An 18139-nucleotide genomic window follows, 5' to 3' on the forward strand; every position below is an offset into this window, starting at 1 on the left:
TTCTTACCTCGTCTGAATGGCGTAGTGACGTTCTGCCCATTTGAGCATGGAGGTAGACAGGGTGGTAAACAGCAGGAAGATCACCGCCACCGCCATGTAAAAGGTAAAGGGCAGCTGGGTAGCGCCCGCCGCCAGCGAGGCCTTGCGCACCATGTCGTCCAAACCGATGATCGACACCAATGCCGTGGTCTTGAGCAATACCAGCCAGTTGTTACCCAGCCCGGGCAGGGCGTGGCGCATCATCTGCGGAAACAGAATGCGGCGAAACACCAGGGTCGAGCGCATTCCATAGGCGCGGGCCGCTTCCAGCTCGCCCTTGTCCACCGCCAGAATGGCGCCGCGAAAGGTTTCGGTCATGTAGGCGCCGAAGATAAAGCCAATGGTAACGATGCCGGCCATGAAGGGGCTGATTTCCACATAGTCGGGCAAATAACTGACCCATTCATGGGCGGGATCGCCGCCGCCGATCCAGTTGTTCAGCTTCTCGTTGAGCGAATAGAGTGAATTATTGAGTAGTACCTGACCGCCGAAGAAAATCAGCATCATCAGCACCAGATCGGGAATGCCCCGAATGACAGTGGTGTAACCGGTGGCGAGCCAGCGGGCAGGTTTGAATGAGGAGAGTTTGGCCAGCGCCCCCAGCAATCCCAGGGTAACCGCCAGCAGTAATGATAACAGGGCCACCTGTATGGTGACTGCCGCCCCTTCCATCAGGGCGCCTTCGTATCCTTTCAGATCCAGCATAACGATGTCCTATCATATCGGCCCCGAAACGGGGCCGATAAACGCTGATTAACCGCCGTAAACGTCGTATTCAAAGTACTTGTTGTTCACTTCTTCGTATTTGCCGTTTTCACGCAGATCCTGAATGGCCTGGTTGAGCATGTTTTTCAGCTGCTGATCCTGCTTGCGTACCGCAATACCGAAGCCTTCGCCGAACCATTGCTCATCGGTGACCGAAGGGCCGACAAACTCGAACTTATCGCCACCTTCCTTGTTGAGCAGGCCTTCCTCGATCGCCGTCGCATCCAGGAACACATAATCGATACGGCCGGACTTCAGATCCAGATAGGCTTCATCGGCGTTACCGTAGCGCACCAGCGATACATCACGGCCGAAGTTGTCGGTCAGGTACTTGTCGTGAGTGGTGGCGATTTGTACCCCCACCTTCTTGCCCTTGAGGCCTTCCTTGCTCAGATCGAGCGTGGTGCCTTTTTTGGTCACGAACTTGTTGGGGACCAGCGCGTATTTACCGGTAAAGTCCACGGTACGCTTGCGCTCTTCGGTGATCGACATGGCGGCAATAATGGCGTCGTATTTACGCGCCAGCAGTGCCGGAATAATGCCATCCCAGTCCTGTGCCACCAGCTCGCACTTCACCTGCATCTGCTCGCACAATGCATTGGCCATGTCCACGTCAAAGCCCTGCAGCTCACCGCTTTCATCGGTCCAGGAGAACGGAGGATAAGCGCCTTCAATACCAAAACGTACGGTTTTCCATTCCTTTGCCTGAACCGCGCCTGCCGCCAGGCTGGCCATGATGGCGCCTGCTACCAACAGTTTTTTCATAAGTCTTGCTCCTTGTATTACGCCTTGTATCAATGGTTTATTATTCGCCGGTTTCAATAGGACGACGATATAAACTGCTTGAATCGCTCCGAGCTGGGGTTGGCAAACACCTGCTTGGGATCGCCCTGCTCTTCCACCAGACCCTGATGCAAAAATATCAGCTGGTTGGAGACTTCCCGGGCAAAACTCATTTCGTGGGTCACCACCAGCATGGTGCGGCCTTCTTCGGCCAGCCCCCGCATGACGCCCAGTACCTCACCGACCAGCTCGGGATCCAGCGCCGACGTGGGTTCATCAAACAACATCACCTCGGGATCCACCGCCAGCGCCCGGGCAATCGCCGCCCGCTGCTGCTGACCGCCCGACAAGTGGCTGGGGTAATATTCCCGCCGTTCGTAGAGCCCGACCTTTTGCAGCAGCGCCTCGGCCTTTTCGATGGCCTCTTTCTTCGGCACCTTGAGCACATGCACCGGCACTTCGATGATGTTCTCCAATATAGTCATATGGGACCATAAATTGAAACTCTGGAACACCATGGCCAGCCGGGAGCGAATGCGCTCGACCTGACGCATACTGACCGGCTCACGTTCGCCGGCCTTGTTGGTGCGCATTTCGATCAACTCGCCATGCAGCCGTACTTCACCGGCCGATGGGGTTTCCAGCAGATTGATACAGCGTAGAAAGGTGGACTTACCGGATCCGGAAGAACCAATAATGGAAATAACGTCGCCGTTGTCGGCTTTTAAATCGATGCCTTTCAGCACTTCCAGGGAGCCGTAGTGTTTGTGCAGTCCCGACACTTCCAGGGCAGCTTTACTCATCCGTTAGACCCTTGTTCCCGATGCCGACAAGGCGGCATAGTTGCGTTCATGGTTAACAGCTTGTTAACCGCTGTGAAGAAAACTACCATCTGTTTGCCCTAATAACAACAGAATCTACTTTTAAAAAGCCTGCAAGTTGGTTTTTTATACACAATAACCCCTCACTGGCAGTATAATATTATGCAAAAATATCGAATAAATTATCAAGCAGGAATGTTTTTGCTGCATTAACTGCCGTCGGCAGCTTCACGATGATTGCGCGCGATCCCGACACCGAGCACAAAGCCACACCGCACATATTTCGGCTTTTTTTTCCATTTCGGCTCACGTATCCTGTCGTCAATGGAATATAGCGGTTAAAAAACCCGCTGAATCAACAAATTGGAAGATAAACCCTATGTACTCCGGCTTACTTATCGTGTTGTTGCCTCTGGCGCTGGGCTATTGTGTCCCCTGCCGTTCCCAGTCGATCCTGCATGTTATCAATGTGTCGGTGGCACGCATGGTTTATCTGATCCTGTTCCTGATGGGGATCAGCCTGGCCTTCGTCGATAACCTGACCGCCCACCTGGGCACCATTTTTACCGTCTGTGTGGTGTTTCTTGTCTGTACGACCCTCGCCAACCTGGCCGGACTCTGGCTGCTGGATGTACGTCGCGGCCGGGTCAGCGGCGAGCGAGGCGCGCCTGTTATCAGCAAATGGTCGCTACTGCTGGACTCGGTCTGGCTGTGCCTGGTCATTCTCGCCGGTGTGGTGCTGGGGCAGTTTCTCGACCCGGAATGGTTTGCGGTCGACACCCTGAGCGAGTGGGCCCTGATGTTGCTGTTGTTGCTGATCGGCATTCAATTGCGTAACTCCGGCATGAAACTGCGGCAGATATTGCTCAATCCCTGGGGCCTGACCATAGCCCTGGTGGTCATGGTCAGCTCCTGGGGCGGCGGCCTGGCCGGAGCCTGGCTGCTGAACATGCCGCTGAGTCATGGCCTGGCCTTTTCGTCCGGCTATGGCTGGTATTCGCTGTCGGGCATCCTGATCAGCGACCAGCTGGGGCCGGTGATGGGCAGCGCCGCCTTCCTCAACGATCTGGCCCGGGAGCTGGTCGCCATCATGATGATTCCGGCGCTGATGCGCCGACATCCGTCCTGCGCCATCGGCTACGGCGGTGCCACCGCCATGGACTTTACCCTGCCGGTGTTGCAACGCTCCGGCGGTGTGGCCATAGTGCCGGTAGCCATCGTCTCCGGCTTTATCCTGAGCCTGGCGGCGCCGGTTTTCATTCTCGCCTTTCTGTCGCTAGGCGGCTGAGTCGCTACCGCCGTCTTTCCTTTATTTCTTGCACCTTTTTGCTCAATCAGTATGGTTATTAGGGTCTGTTGACCTTTCGAGATGATTTTTGCAGCAGTTTGTGGGGGCTTGATACAAGGCAGCGCTTATGCCATGTAGTCACGCTACATAAATAAGCGATAACGCAGTAGCAAGCCCCCACAAGCGCTGCCCTGCGGGTTCGGCTAAACGCGCTTTTCTCTTTGTTGAGAGGGCTTTGCTTAGAATGGCTAGGCTACTCCCCTCTCGCCGCGATAAAAACGCGTTTAACTCGAACAAAATTTCACCGCGAAAGGTCAACAGACCCTAGGGCATTTTATTTATTCACTTCCAAGGGAAGGACATTTGATGATGAAAACGGTAGGTCTGGTCGGTTGGCGCGGTATGGTGGGCTCGGTATTGATGAGCCGTATGGTGGAAGAAGGTGATTTTTCGCGTATTAAACCGGTTTTTTTCACCACCTCTCAGGCGGGTCAGCCTGCCCCCGACTTCGGCACCGATGCCGGTACCCTGCAGAACGCCTACGACATCGAGGCCCTCAAGGCGCTGGATGTGGTACTGACCTGCCAGGGCGGCGATTACACCAAGGAAGTCTACCCCAAGCTGCGTGCCGCCGGCTGGAACGGCTACTGGATTGACGCCGCCTCTGCCCTGCGCATGGACGATGAAGCGCTGATCGTGCTGGATCCGGTCAACGGCAAGCAGATTCAACAAGCGCTGGACAATGGCGCCAAAACCTTCGTCGGCGGCAACTGCACCGTCAGCCTGATGCTGATGGCGCTGGGCGGCCTGTTCGAAAAAGATCTGGTCGAATGGGTGGCAGTCTCCACCTATCAGGCGGCCTCCGGCGGCGGTGCTCGTCACATGCGCGAGCTGATCACCCAGATGGGCATGCTGCGGGACGAAGTGGCCGACGAGCTGGCCGATCCGGCCTCCGCCATTCTCGAGCTGGAACGCAAAGTCACCGAGAAGACCCGCAGCGGCGATTTGCCGGTCGACAACTTCGGTGTGCCACTGGCCGGCAGCCTGATCCCCTGGATCGACTCCCAACTGGAAAACGGCCAGAGCCGCGAAGAATGGAAAGGCCAGGCCGAAACCAACAAGATCCTGGGCCAAGAGCAGGCGATTCCGGTTGACGGCCTGTGCGTGCGTGTCGGCGCCCTGCGTTGTCACAGCCAGTCGTTTACCATCAAGCTGAAAGAAGACATCTCCATCTCAGAAGTCGAGAAGCTGCTGGCCAGCCACAACGACTGGGTCAAGGTGATTCCCAACGACCGTCAGCTGTCGATGGAAGAACTGACCCCGGCCGCCGTGACCGGCACCCTGAGTGTACCGGTTGGCCGTCTGCGCAAGCTGAACATGGGCCCGCAATACCTGTCTGCCTTCTCGGTTGGCGACCAGCTGCTGTGGGGTGCCGCCGAGCCGCTGCGCCGCATGCTGCACCTGCTGCCGTAAGCGACGTCTTGGTTTTGGTGTTCAAAAGCCCGCCACCCGGCGGGCTTTTTCGTGGTCGGCAGGTTAAACGACTGCTGCTGATTGAGTTAACATCGGACAAAGGGCCCGCTCCACCGACCCGCTCAAGCACCTCCCTGTGACGCTCAGCACATGACATCCCTGTCATGTGATGGTCGGTGGAGCAGATCCCTTCGTCCTCAGTGATGCTCCGGCGTTGCCTGTTGACGCCGTCTGCGGGCACTCGGTGCTCAAGAAGAGGCAGCCCTGTTTTCTCGACCACCCTTTTCATGATGCCACTTGTTCAATTTCTGTGCGCGGGTTAGGATCTGCCCCCATTTTTGCCGATCACACCCAAGGACTCCCCCATGAAAACCTTTATCCCCAGCAAAGACGCCGCGCTAGAGGATTCCATCAGCTATTTTCAGCAGCAGCTGAGTACCCTGGGCTTTGATATCGAGGAAGCCTCCTGGCTCAACCCGGTTCCCAATGTGTGGTCGGTACATATTCGCGACAAAGACTGCCCGCTGTGCTTCACCAACGGCAAGGGTGCCAGCAAAAAAGCGGCGCTGGCCTCGGCACTGGGTGAATATTTCGAGCGTCTGGCCACCAACTACTTCTTCGCCGATTTCTATCTGGGCCAGGACATAGCCAACGGCGACTTCGTGCACTACCCCAACGAAAAGTGGTTTACGCTGCCGGCCGACAACGGCCTGCCCGCCGGTGTGCTCGACGACTATACCCGCGGCTTTTACGATCCCGACGGCGAGCTGACCGCCGACATGCTGATCGATCTGCAGTCCGGCAACGAAGAACGTGGCATCTGTGCCCTGCCCTTCGAGCGTCAGGGTGATAACCAGACCGTGTATATTCCGATGAACATCGTCGGCAACCTCTATGTCTCCAACGGCATGAGCGCCGGCAACACCCGCACCGAGGCCCGGACTCAAGGGTTGTCCGAGGTGTTCGAGCGCCATATCAAGAACCGCATCATTGCCGAGCGTATCAGCCTGCCGGCCATTCCGGCCGAGGTGATGGCCCGCTATCCGCATATTCAGGAGCCCATAGCGGCACTGGAAGCGGAAGGCTTCCCCATTCATGCCTTCGACGCCTCACTGGGCGGCGCTTATCCGGTGATCTGCGTGGTGTTGTTCAACCCGAGCAACAGCACCTGTTTTGCCTCCTTCGGTGCTCACCCGCGCTTCGAAGTGGCGCTGGAGCGTACCGTGACCGAGCTGCTGCAGGGCCGCAGCCTGAAGGATCTGGACGTGTTCGTGCCGCCGTCTTTCGAAGATGACGAAATTGCGGATCACCACAACCTGGAAACCCACTTCATCGATTCTTCCGGCTTGATCAGCTGGGACATGTTCAAGGATGAGGCCGATTATGAATTTGCCGACTGGGACTTCAGCGGCAGCTCGGAGCAGGAATTCAATCACCTGATGGCCATCTTCAACCAGCTGGAGCAGCCGGTGTACATCGCCGATTACGAGCACCTGGGCGTGTATGCCTGTCGTATTCTGGTGCCCGGCATGTCCGATATCTACCCGGTAGAAGATTTGCAACTGGCCAACAACAGCATGGGCGCCGGCCTGCGCGCCACCCTGCTGAGCCTGCCGGCCAGCGATGCGGACGCCGAGCAACTGATGGGCCTGTACGAACTGCTGGAAGAAGAAGGGCTGGACGACTTTACCCGGGTGCGCGAACTGATCGGCATAGCACCGAACAAGGGCACCGCCTGGCATACCCTGCGGGTGGGCGAGCTCAAGTGCATGCTGGCACTGGCCGCCGGTGAGCAGGAAACCGCACTGGAATACGCCGACTGGACCCTGAGCTTCAACGCATCTGTCTTTACCGACGAGCGCCATCGTTACTATCGCTGCCTGAAAGCGGCACTGGAACTGCACCTGTCGGAAGAGCGCGAACCGGCCCAATACCGTTCGGCTTTCGAGAGCATGTTCGGTACCGACACCGTTGAACAGGTATGGCAGCAGCTGGACGGCAGCGCCCGTTTCCACGGTCTGACCCTGGCCGACGAAAGCCTGCAGGACTTTGCCGCCCATCAGGCGCTGCTGGCCACCTACGAAAAACTGCAAAACGCCAAGCGTAAAGCCAGCTGGAAGTAAGAGCCGGGACTGGGGACTGGGGACTGGGGACTGGGGACTGGGGACTGGGGACTGGGGACTGGGGACTGGGGACTGGGGACTGGGGATATTGTAGGCCCGGGTTTATCCCGGGCAAACAATGCTACATGCAGCACCATCTACGAAACCGTCACTCCCGAGAAGGCGGGAGTCCATCGCGGGTTACGCCGGTGTCTGCAGAATGGATTGTGGCTCGGGGATCTTTCCAGTCCCCAATCCCTGATCCCGAATCCCCACCTTAATTTACGATTTGTCTTTCAGCAGGTCCTTCAGGGCGGCGGCATCGATGGCGCCCGGGATCAGGGTGCCGTCGGGGAACACCAGTGCCGGGGTGCCGTTAAGTCCCAGGCTGCGGAACAGGCTCAGGTTCTGGCTCAGCTTGTCGGCAATGTCCTTGCTGTCGGCGGTCTTCTGCAGTGCCTTGGCATCCAGCCCGGCCTTGTCGGCAATGGTGGCCAGGGCGGCCGTCTGCACCCGTTGCTGGCTCATCAACGCCTGGTGCAGCTCTTCATACTGACGAGGCGCCTCTTGGGCGGCGGCCAGCGCCAGTCGTGCCGCCTGTACCGAGTCGGGCCCCAGAATACCGATATCCTTGACGATCACCTTCAGCTCCGGCTCGTCGGCAATCACTTCGTTCAGGCTCTTGTTCAGGCGGCGGCAATAAGGGCAGTTATAGTCGGTGAAGTACACCATTTCTATCTTGCCCCTGGGGTTGCCCATGATGCCGTCGGTGCGATTGGCAAACAGCTGGGCCGACTGCTGCTTCAGTTGCTTGGCAAACTCCTGCTGCTGGGCCATCTTGTCTTTTTCTTCCAGCTTGATAATGGCTTCGCGCAGGATTTCCGGCTGCTCCAGCAAGGTTTCGCGCACCAGTTTCTGGAACTCTTCACGGCTCATGTCCGCCTGGGCCGGCGTCGCGGCCAGCAGGCCCAGCGCCAGTATGGAGGCAAGTGGTTTCAATACTCGAGGGGTCATCAGTTTCTCACTTCAGATTGAGTTATCGGAGCAGACTACCAGACAGACACCGCCATCAGAAGAGCCCTACTTGTTAATCAGATAGTCGCGATCGAAAAAAGTATTCATCCATCGGGGTTTGAACACCACCAGCAGGGTAATGGCCATGCCGTTGAGCAGGGCTTCGGGAAACAGCAGCAGCGGCATAATGCCGACGTAATTATCCATCACCACCTGCCAGCTGTATTGTCCGGACCACACCATATAACCGGCAAAGGTCAGCATCTTGAGCGCTATGGTCAGGGCCGCATTGAAGAATCCGGCAACGAAGATGTAGACGAACAGATGCCGATACAAATAGCTATAGGTCAGCAGAAACACGAAATAGCTGAACGACAGCGGCACTATCACTCCCAGCAACCAGTTGGCTCCAAAATCCGGCCAGGGTTCAAAACCGAACAGGGTAATCAGCAGCAGGCTCAGGGTGCCCATCAGCACACCCATTCGCCAGCCAAGCATCAGCACCATGGTGGTCAGGCCGAGAAAGTGCACCTCCAGCCCGTCCTTGACGCCGGCCTGCAGCATCCACAGCGGTACCAGGGCGATGGCCGCGCCAAAACTCAAATGCTGACGGGTCTTGTCCGCCAGCCAGGCTCGCCAGTCAAGGTTCCAGGCGGCCAGTAACAGCACCAGCATGCTCGGTAAAATCAAAGAAAGACTCCTTTCCGGTTTGATGGGCGCAACAACGGATAATATTGCCAATAATACTCTATGGCTCAAATAATTAGCACCGATGCCGCTATACGCAGGCTGTAAAAGCGAGATTCCTACGAACAGATGGTCAAAAACCGCCGGCTCCGGGCTTTCTTGACTAGAATGACAATACTCATCAGTCCCAGAGACAATGCAGGAACATGGATGAAACTGCCCGGACTATCTCGTTGGCTACCACAGGATCACTATTCGTTTGTGGCCACTAGCTTGCTGCTGGTGGCACTGGCGCTGTCGAGCTGGTTTATCAGCCGACACTGGATTGAGCTGCGCATTCAAAACCAGTTACAGGAACTGAAGCTGCAGAGCACCCAGGTGGCCGCCACCACCCTCGAAGGCCTGCAACAGGATCGCAGGCAGACCGGGGAGATTGCCCAATCCCTGTCATCATTATCCAGTCTGCGGCTTTTTCTGAAAAACTCCCGCAATAGCACCGCCTTGCAGGCCGATATGGATCAATTCGGCAGTATTTTCGATCTCGCCGGTATCTGGCTGCTCGACCGGCGGGGCAAGGTACTGGCACAGAGTACCGCCAGCCCGTCACCACCTGATTTCAATCGCTATACCGACGGTAACCGTCCTCTGTCTCGTCTGATTTTCGATCCCGAACAACAACAGGCCAGGATTTATCACGCCACACCGGTCACGAAAAATGGCTCGGTAACACTGTTGATCTGCGCCAACGCCACACCGGTCAGCCTCAGCGCATATCGCCTCGAGCTGCTGGTGACCGATGCCAACGGCATTATTGTACTGGCGAATAACCCCGACTGGCTGCGCCACTCCCTCGGCAAGGAGCCGATAGTTACGACAGAGTCGGAGCTGCCTCCCAGCCCCCTGCCGACTCGCATCAGCCCGCTGCACTCCGAAGTGCTGCTGCTCGGATCCGAACGTCAACCGGTACTGCTGGTCAGCTACGCCAGCGAAAATGAATACTATCAGGTGCACGCACTCGCCGATGCCGAGTCCATTTATCGTCAGACCCGGGACAAAGACAACCTGGCGGCCATCATCACCCTGGCGGGCACCGGCTCTTTTTGGGGCGGATTACTGACCATACTGACGCTGAAGCGCAACCGGCGGCACGGCCTGGCCATAAGCCGGGCCAATAATGAATTATTGCGTCTTAACCAGCAGTTAAAGCAACAGGCCACCACCGATGCCCTGACCCAATGTCCGAACCGGCGGGCCGCCGAGGCACTGATGCGCTATGAGCTGGCCAATCTGCAGCGTTATCATCATCCCTTCTGCATCGTGATGATCGATATCGATCACTTCAAGCACGTCAACGACCAGCATGGTCATGACATTGGCGACAAGGTGCTGCGTCATTTTGCCGTTACCGGCCGCAAAGCCATACGAGACACAGATGTACTGGCCCGTATCGGCGGCGAGGAGTTTTTACTGATACTGCCACAAACCCAGCACCAGCAGGCTATGCAACTGGCCCAGCGACTGCTGGACAGCATTGCACAAACGCCACTGTACCTTGCCGACAGAACCATCGGCTTTACCTTCAGCGGCGGTCTGACCGAAGCCACCCCCGAAGACGACATCAGCCAACTGCTGATCCGCGCCGACCAATGCCTGTATCAGGCCAAGGAAACCGGTCGCTGCCGAATTTGCTGCGATACGGCACTCGCGGTCACCTCGGCCGCCGCCGGCTGAGTCACTGGCCCTGGTGTTCGGCAAGCGTTGTTGGCTGGTCTCGCAAGGTATAACTGAGCTTGTCCAGCGTGACCGTCACCGCCAGCTGGCGATTTTCTTCGTGGCTGATCTGCACCAGCTGATAATCCAGCTCTGGCGCCACCCAGAACCGGGTTTTACGTTTGCTGTTGCCTCTGTCCCGCTCGACGATCAGACTGTCGAAGGTACCCACACCGGTCTTGACTGCTTCCCTGCCCACCACCTTGAAGGCGGTCTGCTTGATTTCGCCGTCCCGCACCACCGGGTAGCTAAGGGTGGTTTTGCCGGCCATCAGATCGCAACGTGCCTCGAAGAAAAAGCTGACCGAGTCAAAGGCACCGCCGTCGGTCGACAGCAGCTTGTCACCGTCCCTACCCTGATAAAGCACCATGCTGGTCTGGGGATCGAACACCAGTCGCTCTTCACGCCGAATCCCCAGCGCCTTGGCCTTATAGCTGAAGGTATCCGGGCGGGCGGAGCAGTCCTGCCAGTTGAAACTGGCTTTCTGCTCTACATCCAGCAGCCAGTGCGCCAGTGAAAAATGCACATGGTAGCGATTCTTGTTGCGATCTATGGTCAGGGTATTTACCCCCCGGGTCGGATCGCCGTTCAGCAACACGGAAAACTCGGCCTTCAGATGGTCAATATCCTTGGCCGCAGCCGCCCCGGTTACCATCAGACCAAACAGACTCAACAGGACTTTTTTAAGCATTTGGCTTTCCTCATACAATGTTCTGCCTGAACAGGCGGCAATGTCTGCGCCAACCATACACCAATCAAGCCCGGCAGAGAAAACACCAACATCATCGCCAGCCCGGATTACCCAGCCGGCCGCAAGCGCCACTTCCGGCTTCGTTTACCTTCCGCATCACGAAAATAAGCATAGGCAGTTCTCAGACCAAAGCCGAAGCCCTATCATAACAGGGAAAACGATGGAATCGGTTTCCATTACCTACTCACAGACACAGGATTTGGATACGACATGGAAACGGACTACCGCATAATTATTGCCGATGATCACCCCCTGTTTCGCAACGCCCTGCACCAGGCCGTTGAGCTGGCTATCAGCGGAGCCGAACTGCTGGAAGTCGACAGTATCGATAACCTGATGCGGCTGCTGGGCGACGTCGACGAGGTCGATCTGCTGTTGCTGGATCTCAAGATGCCCGGCGCCAGTGGTTTTTCCGGCCTGGCGCTGCTGCGCAACCAGTATCCGGATCTGCCGGTGGTGGTGGTCTCGGCCAGCGAAGAGCCGGCGGTGGTGCAACAGGCCATGCGCTTCGGTGCGATGGGTTTTATTCCCAAGTCCGCCCCCATGCGCACCCTGGTCAGCGCCCTCAACACCATTCTCGAAGGCGAGCCCTGGTTTCCCGAGGGAATCAGCCTCGACAATGCCCCCGAAAACGATATTGCCGAGCGCCTGGCCAGCCTGACGCCGCAGCAATTCAAGGTACTGACCATGCTGTCCGAAGGCATGCTCAACAAGCAGATCGCCTACGAACTGGCGGTATCGGAGGCCACCATCAAGGCCCACGTTACCGCCATTTTCCGCAAGCTGAATGTCAAGAATCGCACCCAGGCGGTGATCGCCCTGTCCCAGCAGGAAGGGAGCGAATTTTAATCATAGCCGGGCCGGGAATGGGGAATGGGGAATGGGGAATGGCAGGGTAAACTTTCGAATCCCAAGTCCCTAATCCCTAGTCCCTCATCCCTAATCCCTAATTCCTAATCCCCGCTCTTCGCCAGGTGCTGCAGCAGCGCCCGCAGTTTAAGCGGTTTCACCGGTTTACTGAGATAACTCAGCCCCAGCTCCCGACACCGGGCCTGCAACTCCGGCTGGCGGTCGGCGCTGATCATCACTGTGGGCACGGGGTCGAATTCCCGGCGCAGCATCTCTATCAGCGCCACCCCGGTTTCTCCTTCATCCAGATGATAATCCGACAGTATTACCTGCGGTTCAAAACCGTTATGGCAGTGCCGGAGTGCCTCTACGCCATTCAGAGCCAGTTGCACCTGGCAGCCCCAGCGGGTCAACAGGCCCGACATGGCGGTGAGAATGTCGGTGTCGTTGTCGATACACAACACCCGTAGCCCCGCCAGCTGACTGTTGCTGCTGGCCGGTAGCGGCGCAGGCAGCGGATTTTCCTGCTCGGCTCCGGGTATCGCGCGGGGCACGGTTACGCTGAACACCGAGCCCTTGCCTTCCGTTGAGCGTACCGCCAGCCGATGGCCCAGCATCACCGCCAGCCCCTGGGCGATGGCCAGCCCCAGCCCCAGTCCCTGCTGATGATGGCGCTGACCATGTTCCAGGCGCATGAATTCGTCAAATATCACTTCCTGTTTATCGGGGGCGATACCCGGACCGTTGTCCCACACTTCAATGCGCAGCGCGTCGCCTTTCTCTTCGTCATGGCAGCGGCGCAGGCCCAGAACAATACGCCCACCCGGGTTATAGCGCAGCGCATTGGTAAGAAAGTTCTGCAGAATACGGCGCAACAGCCGCGCATCGCTGTGCACGCCAAGATTGGTCGCCACCACATCGAAGCGGCCACCATCCTGCTCGGCTAGCACGCCAAACTCCGCCTTGAGGGTATCGAACAGGTTATTGAGCGCAAAGTCTCCGAGCTTGGCCGTCAGCTTGCCCGACTCCAGCCGCGACATATCGAGCAGATCGCCAATCAGGTCTTCGGCCGCCGCCAGCGAGCGGTCGATGTGGCCGGCCAGCCGACGGCTTTCATCGTCGCCCGAGGTTTCCAGCCAGGACGAGGTAAACAGCTTGGCCGCGTTTAACGGCTGCATCAGATCATGGCTCACCGCCGCCAGAAAACGGCTCTTGGAGGCACTGAGCCGTTCGGCCTTGTGGGTCGCCGCCAGCAACTGCTCATTGACCGTCGACAGCTCCCGGGTACGCTCTGCGACTCTGGCCTCCAGCACCACGTTGGCGTCCTTGAGCAGCTGCTCCGCCTGACGAAAGGTGGTGATGTCGTTGAAGGTCATCACGAAACCGCCGCCAGGCATGGGGTTGCCCTGCATTTCGATAACCCGGCCATCGGGCCGGGTTCGGGCCGACACATGGGCGCTGCCGGCCTTCATGTGATTCACCCGCCGGGCCACGTGCTCGGCCACCGGGCCCGAACCACAAAGCCCTTTTTCCGCATTGTAACGAATGATGTCGGCAATCGGCCGTCCCGCCCGAATCAAACCGGGCGGATAGGAAAACAGCTCGATGTAGCGACGATTCCAGGCCACCAGGTTCAGCTCCTTGTCCACCACCGAGATGCCCTGGCCTATGTGCTCGATAGCCCCCTGCAGCAAGCCGCGGTTAAAGCGAAACACATCGCCGGCTTCATCGACAATGGCGGCCAGCTCTTCCAGCTCCATGGAACGGCCCTGCAACGCCGATGACAGCACCAGCCGGGCCGAAGAGGCGCCAAACACCCCGGCCAACACCCGCTCGGTATGACGGATCAGGCTGGCCGGTGCCTGCATGCTGCCTTCCAGGGTGCCCTGCTCACCGGCATAGCGAGAAAAGGCCCGAACGACTCTCGCCTCACCCACGAAGCGGGAGGCCAGTTGTTCCAGCTCCTGCACCGACACCTTGGCCCGGTATACATCACCGTCATCCCGACTCTGCCGGCCGACAAAGGCCGCCGCCTGAAAGCGCTCGCTGACCGAGGGCACCGACAGCCAGGACCCCACCAGGTAACCGGCCAGATTGAACACCAGGCTGAGCAGTATGCCCCAGGTGACCGAGTTCATTCCGCCGACCATGCCCCACGCCGGTGGCGTCAGCACCCACAGCAGCACGTTGCTGTCGGCATCACCGGCAAAGAGGCCGGTTTCGGCCATCAGATTCAGCAGCCACATCACCATACCCAGGCTCAGGCCCCAGTAGGCACCGCGTCGGTTGCCGCCACGCCACAGCAAGCCCAGCACCAGCGCCGGCATAAACTGGGCGATGGCGGCGAAGCTCAGATAACCGATGCGCGACAGGCTGCTGATATCTCCCAGCCAGAGAAACACCAGCCAGGCGGTGGCCATGATCACGATGATGGCGGTACGGCGCACGTTCAGCAGCAGTTGGGAAAAATCCTCGAAACCGGCGCCCTGAAACTGACGACGACGCAATATCATCGGCAACACCAGATCGTTGCTGACCATGATCGCCAGCGCTATGGTCGAGATAATCATCATGCCGGTGGCGGCCGAGGCGCCGCCGATAAAGGCCAGCACCGCCAGCCCCGGATGATCCAATGCCAGCGGCAGACTGATAACATAGGTATCGGGCGAAGTATCGGCCGCCAGCCACTGCTGACCGGCCAGCGCCAGCGGCAACACAAACAGTCCCATCAGCAGCAGATAAACCGGGAACAGCCGCCGGGCCCAGCGCAAATCCGCCGGGTCGTGATGTTCCACCACGGTGACATGAAACTGGCGCGGCAAGCAGATTACCGCGCTCATCGACAGCAGGGTGTATACCCCCATGTCGAGCAGATTGGCGCCGGTAACGTTGGTGAAGTTACCGATGAAATCCTCGGCGATCATCATCCGTTGCTGATTGGGGTAAACCAGAATCAACCAGAGGGCGAAGCCGCCCACCACGATAAAGGCCACCAGCTTGACCAGCGACTCGACCGCAATCGCCATCATGACGCCGCGCTGATGCTCGGTGGCGTCGATATGGCGGGTGCCAAACAGCAGAATGAACAGGGCAAACAGCAAGGTGACCATCAGGGCCACTTCACTGGCATCATTGCCTTCACCGCCCACCACATCCGGCGCCATAAGATTCAGCGCCATCACGATGGCCTTGAGCTGCAGCGCTATGTAGGGCAATACCCCTACAATGGCAATCAGGGTCACGTACACCGCCAGGCGCTGGGATTTGCCGTAACGGGCCGCGATAAAGTCGGCAATGGAGGTAATATGCTCGCGTTTGGCCACCTCGATCAGCCGCGCAATCAGCGGTCCGGCCAGGGTAAACATCAGAATGGGGCCGAGATAAATCGAGAAGTAAGACCAGGTATCGGTGCTGGCCTGGCCAACGGTGCCGAAGAAGCTCCAGGAGGAGCAATACACCGCCAGTGAAAAGCTGTACAGCAGCGGGCGCAGGCGCTTGACGCCCGCTCCCATCCGCAGCTTGTCGCCCAGCCAGGCACACAGAAACAGCAGCGCCAGATAAGCCAGCGCAATATTAATGACGGTCCAGCCCTGCATCAGGCCTCCTGTGAATGGGGTATCAGAGAACGTCGCAGCGCCCAGAATGCCGGCAGCACCGCCAACGCCATCAACCAGAACGTTCGCCCACCAATCAACGGGTACAACTGGCCACACAGCACCAGCAACAGGGCCACGGTCAGCCCCATCGCCAGCGCCGCATACAAGGCCTGGGCACCGAACACCGCCTCGCCGTCCAGATCCCGACTGATATAACGCATCGCCCCCAGGTGGCTCAAACAAAAGCTGCCGGCGTGCAGCAGCTGGGCAAACATCAGCCAGCCAAGCGTGGTGGTACTGCCCAGCAGCCCCCAGCGTAACAGGGCACAAGCGGCTCCGGCCAGCAACAACTGACGGGCGTTGAAGCGCTCGAACCAGCGTTTGTTCATGGCCAGCACCACAATTTCGGCCACCACGCCCAGCCCCCACAGATAACCGATCATGGTGGTGCTGTACCCCTGCTGCTGCCAGTACAGGGCGCTGAAACCATAGTAAAAGGCATGGCTGCCCTGCAACAGTCCCACGATCAACAGAAAACGCGGCACGCCGGGACGTCGCCACACCTGCAAAATGGAGTCGCCCGGCCGGCCGATATGGCTGTCAACCGGGCCCGGGTTCATGGGCACCAGGCTGAGTAACTGCAGCAACACCAGCGCCAGCACCATGCTGTGCAGCACCCACTGCGGCCCCAGATTACCGCTTAGTGCCCCCACCACGATATTGGCGACGATAAAGGCCACCGCCCCCCACAACCGGGATTTGCCGTAATCCAGGTGCACCTGCACAATCAACCGGCTGGCAATGGCCTCGCCTACCGGCATGATGGCCGGGTAGATCAGATTCACCAGCACCATCAGCAGCAACAGTGCCACGCTGGACTGACTGCCATAAAAGCCGGCAAAACACAGCAGGCTCAACAAACCGAGCCAGCGCACCGCCGGCAACAGGTGAGCGGCGGCGCGAACCCGACTCATGACTACCAGGTTTCCCACGCAACGCGTGGCCATACCGACACCCAGCAGCACGCCGATAAAACCGGCCTCGGCACCAACGTGATCGAGCCACAATGACCAGTAGGGCAGAAAGATGCCGTAACCGAAGTAATAGATGGCAAAAAAGGATGAAAGCCAGAATGCAGGCGCCATGTCAGATACGGAGTTATAGAATAATGCGCCCTATGATAATAACTTTATGACTTAATTGCTGTTCCCTAATCACACCAAGGTGGTCTCATGCGTCTGCTCATGCTGTTTACCCTTTTTCTGCTGGCCGGTTGTCAGGCCGAAGCGCGCCCGCCGGCTACCCTGTTCGACTACCAGCTGCACGACCCGCAAGGGCAACCCTTGTCGCTCGACCAGGCCGCCCGCCGGCTCGCCGGCGCCGATGTGGTGATGGTGGGCGAACTGCACGGTCACCAGGCCGTGCATCGTTTTCAGGCCGAGTTGCTGGCCCGCTTACTGAACCAGCCCCGGCCGATGGCCCTGGCCATGGAGCAGTTCAGTCGCGATCGGCAGGCCGTACTCGACGACTACCTGGCGGGCAAGCTGGGAGAGGATGCCTTTATCGAGCGAAGCAAGGCCTGGCCCGGTTATCGCAGCGACTATCGGCCGCTGATTGAGCTGGCTCGCCAGGCGGGCATCGAGGTGCTGGCCGCCAACGCGCCGCGCCATATTGTGCGCTGCATCGGACGCAAGGGCCCCGATTATCTGAACAGGCTGCCCGCCGACCACCGCGCCTGGGTGGCCGAACGCCTGACGCTGGTGGATGACGGCTACAAGGCCCGATTCATGGCGGCCCGCCATCACGGTCAGGCACCGAGCGAGTTTCAGTTTGCCGCCCAGACCAGTTGGGATGACACCATGGCCGAGAGCATAGACCGCTACCTGCAGGCCCACCCCGGCCAACGGGTGATGCTGACCGTGGGCCGTTTTCATATCGGTGACGGCCTGGGTACCGCCCAGCGGCTGCAACTACGGGCGCCCCAACTCAAGATTGCGCTTATTTACCCGGTCACTCCGAGTGAAGCGCCCGCCGCCGCGCCGCTCTGGTCGCTGAAGGTCGGCGCCCTGCCCATCGCCCGGCTTGCAAACGAGCCCTTGCCGTCCTTCACTGTCGGCGAGTCCGGTTGCTGAATGAGGACGTGACCGACGCTTTCGCCCGGCAGAGGCTGAGTGATTCTGCTTTGATCTCCCGGCCTGAAT

At 58.6% G+C, this 18139-nt stretch carries 14 protein-coding genes; 6 read left to right on the forward strand and 8 right to left on the reverse strand.

Features of this window, described 5'->3' with window-relative positions:
- Positions 1 to 3: 3 nt before the first annotated feature.
- The 3 genes from Q0753_RS00375 to Q0753_RS00385 are packed head-to-tail and all read right to left on the reverse strand — an operon-like array spanning position 4 to position 2390.
- Positions 4 to 744, reverse strand: coding sequence for an ABC transporter permease (locus Q0753_RS00375; protein ID WP_298715657.1), 741 nt, complete (start codon positions 742 to 744; stop codon positions 4 to 6).
- A 48-nt stretch (positions 745 to 792) separates the two neighbouring features.
- Positions 793 to 1569 (reverse strand): ABC transporter substrate-binding protein, encoded by a 777-nt coding sequence (locus tag Q0753_RS00380; RefSeq protein WP_298715659.1) that lies wholly within the window; start codon positions 1567 to 1569, stop codon positions 793 to 795.
- A gap of 53 nt (positions 1570 to 1622) precedes the next feature.
- Entirely contained in the window at positions 1623 to 2390 is a 768-nt protein-coding gene (locus tag Q0753_RS00385; protein ID WP_298715661.1) for an ABC transporter ATP-binding protein, read from the reverse strand.
- Between the two features lie 397 nt (positions 2391 to 2787).
- Between Q0753_RS00385 and Q0753_RS00390 the strand changes: the two genes are divergently transcribed.
- The 3 genes from Q0753_RS00390 (at position 2788) to ycaO (ending at position 7292) form a co-directional block, all read left to right on the forward strand.
- On the forward strand, positions 2788 to 3696 hold the full coding sequence (locus Q0753_RS00390; protein ID WP_298715663.1) for a lysine exporter LysO family protein: 909 nt from the start codon (positions 2788 to 2790) through the stop codon (positions 3694 to 3696).
- A 369-nt stretch (positions 3697 to 4065) separates the two neighbouring features.
- A complete protein-coding gene (gene asd, locus Q0753_RS00395) occupies positions 4066 to 5169 on the forward strand; it encodes an aspartate-semialdehyde dehydrogenase (protein ID WP_298716066.1) in 1104 nt (367 codons plus the stop codon).
- Between the two features lie 365 nt (positions 5170 to 5534).
- Entirely contained in the window at positions 5535 to 7292 is a 1758-nt protein-coding gene (gene ycaO, locus Q0753_RS00400; protein WP_298715665.1) for a 30S ribosomal protein S12 methylthiotransferase accessory factor YcaO, read from the forward strand.
- A 261-nt stretch (positions 7293 to 7553) separates the two neighbouring features.
- On the opposite strand, the gene Q0753_RS00405 is transcribed toward ycaO, so the two are convergent.
- Together Q0753_RS00405 and Q0753_RS00410 are read right to left on the reverse strand one after the other, a co-directional pair.
- Positions 7554 to 8285 (reverse strand): DsbA family protein, encoded by a 732-nt coding sequence (locus Q0753_RS00405; RefSeq protein ID WP_298715668.1) that lies wholly within the window; start codon positions 8283 to 8285, stop codon positions 7554 to 7556.
- Between the two features lie 66 nt (positions 8286 to 8351).
- Positions 8352 to 9026, reverse strand: a complete 675-nt coding sequence (locus Q0753_RS00410) for an energy-coupling factor ABC transporter permease (protein ID WP_298715670.1) — start codon at positions 9024 to 9026, stop codon at positions 8352 to 8354.
- Positions 9027 to 9182: 156 nt separating this feature from the next.
- On the opposite strand from Q0753_RS00410, the gene Q0753_RS00415 reads away from it, so the two are divergent.
- Positions 9183 to 10703 (forward strand): sensor domain-containing diguanylate cyclase, encoded by a 1521-nt coding sequence (locus Q0753_RS00415; RefSeq protein ID WP_298715673.1) that lies wholly within the window; start codon positions 9183 to 9185, stop codon positions 10701 to 10703.
- 1 nt (position 10704) lies between these two features.
- Here the strand turns inward: Q0753_RS00415 and Q0753_RS00420 are convergent, their stop codons facing one another.
- A complete protein-coding gene (locus Q0753_RS00420) occupies positions 10705 to 11433 on the reverse strand; it encodes a DUF3108 domain-containing protein (RefSeq protein WP_298715693.1) in 729 nt (242 codons plus the stop codon).
- A 270-nt stretch (positions 11434 to 11703) separates the two neighbouring features.
- Between Q0753_RS00420 and Q0753_RS00425 the strand changes: the two genes are divergently transcribed.
- Positions 11704 to 12342 (forward strand): response regulator transcription factor, encoded by a 639-nt coding sequence (locus Q0753_RS00425; RefSeq protein WP_298715695.1) that lies wholly within the window; start codon positions 11704 to 11706, stop codon positions 12340 to 12342.
- A gap of 104 nt (positions 12343 to 12446) precedes the next feature.
- On the opposite strand, the gene Q0753_RS00430 is transcribed toward Q0753_RS00425, so the two are convergent.
- Positions 12447 to 15941, reverse strand: coding sequence for a PAS domain-containing hybrid sensor histidine kinase/response regulator (locus Q0753_RS00430; protein ID WP_298716068.1), 3495 nt, complete (start codon positions 15939 to 15941; stop codon positions 12447 to 12449).
- Complete coding sequence (locus Q0753_RS00435; RefSeq protein ID WP_298715696.1) at positions 15938 to 17083, reverse strand: 3-phenylpropionate MFS transporter; 1146 nt, start codon at positions 17081 to 17083, stop codon at positions 15938 to 15940. Before Q0753_RS00435 ends, Q0753_RS00430 begins: the two co-directional genes overlap by 4 nt.
- Before the next feature lie 87 nt (positions 17084 to 17170).
- Here Q0753_RS00435 and Q0753_RS00440 point away from each other — a divergent pair, with 87 nt between their 5' ends.
- Positions 17171 to 18070 carry a ChaN family lipoprotein gene (locus tag Q0753_RS00440; protein ID WP_298715698.1) on the forward strand — a complete coding sequence of 300 codons (900 nt, stop codon included), beginning with the start codon at positions 17171 to 17173 and terminating at the stop codon, positions 18068 to 18070.
- Positions 18071 to 18139: the final 69 nt, after the last annotated feature.

Origin of the sequence: uncultured Oceanisphaera sp. (genome assembly GCF_947495715.1) — a bacterium.
Classification (GTDB): domain Bacteria; phylum Pseudomonadota; class Gammaproteobacteria; order Enterobacterales; family Aeromonadaceae; genus Oceanimonas; species Oceanimonas sediminis.

Coding starts and splice junctions, on each gene's coding strand:
- Q0753_RS00375 (WP_298715657.1), bottom strand. CDS start 744: ATGCTGGATCTGAAAGGATACGAAGGCGCCCTGATGGAAGGGGCGGCA.
- Q0753_RS00380 (WP_298715659.1), bottom strand. CDS start 1,569: ATGAAAAAACTGTTGGTAGCAGGCGCCATCATGGCCAGCCTGGCGGCA.
- Q0753_RS00385 (WP_298715661.1), bottom strand. CDS start 2,390: ATGAGTAAAGCTGCCCTGGAAGTGTCGGGACTGCACAAACACTACGGC.
- Q0753_RS00390 (WP_298715663.1), top strand. CDS start 2,788: ATGTACTCCGGCTTACTTATCGTGTTGTTGCCTCTGGCGCTGGGCTAT.
- asd (WP_298716066.1), top strand. CDS start 4,066: ATGAAAACGGTAGGTCTGGTCGGTTGGCGCGGTATGGTGGGCTCGGTA.
- ycaO (WP_298715665.1), top strand. CDS start 5,535: ATGAAAACCTTTATCCCCAGCAAAGACGCCGCGCTAGAGGATTCCATC.
- Q0753_RS00405 (WP_298715668.1), bottom strand. CDS start 8,285: ATGACCCCTCGAGTATTGAAACCACTTGCCTCCATACTGGCGCTGGGC.
- Q0753_RS00415 (WP_298715673.1), top strand. CDS start 9,183: ATGAAACTGCCCGGACTATCTCGTTGGCTACCACAGGATCACTATTCG.
- Q0753_RS00420 (WP_298715693.1), bottom strand. CDS start 11,433: ATGCTTAAAAAAGTCCTGTTGAGTCTGTTTGGTCTGATGGTAACCGGG.
- Q0753_RS00425 (WP_298715695.1), top strand. CDS start 11,704: ATGGAAACGGACTACCGCATAATTATTGCCGATGATCACCCCCTGTTT.
- Q0753_RS00435 (WP_298715696.1), bottom strand. CDS start 17,083: ATGGCGCCTGCATTCTGGCTTTCATCCTTTTTTGCCATCTATTACTTC.
- Q0753_RS00440 (WP_298715698.1), top strand. CDS start 17,171: ATGCGTCTGCTCATGCTGTTTACCCTTTTTCTGCTGGCCGGTTGTCAG.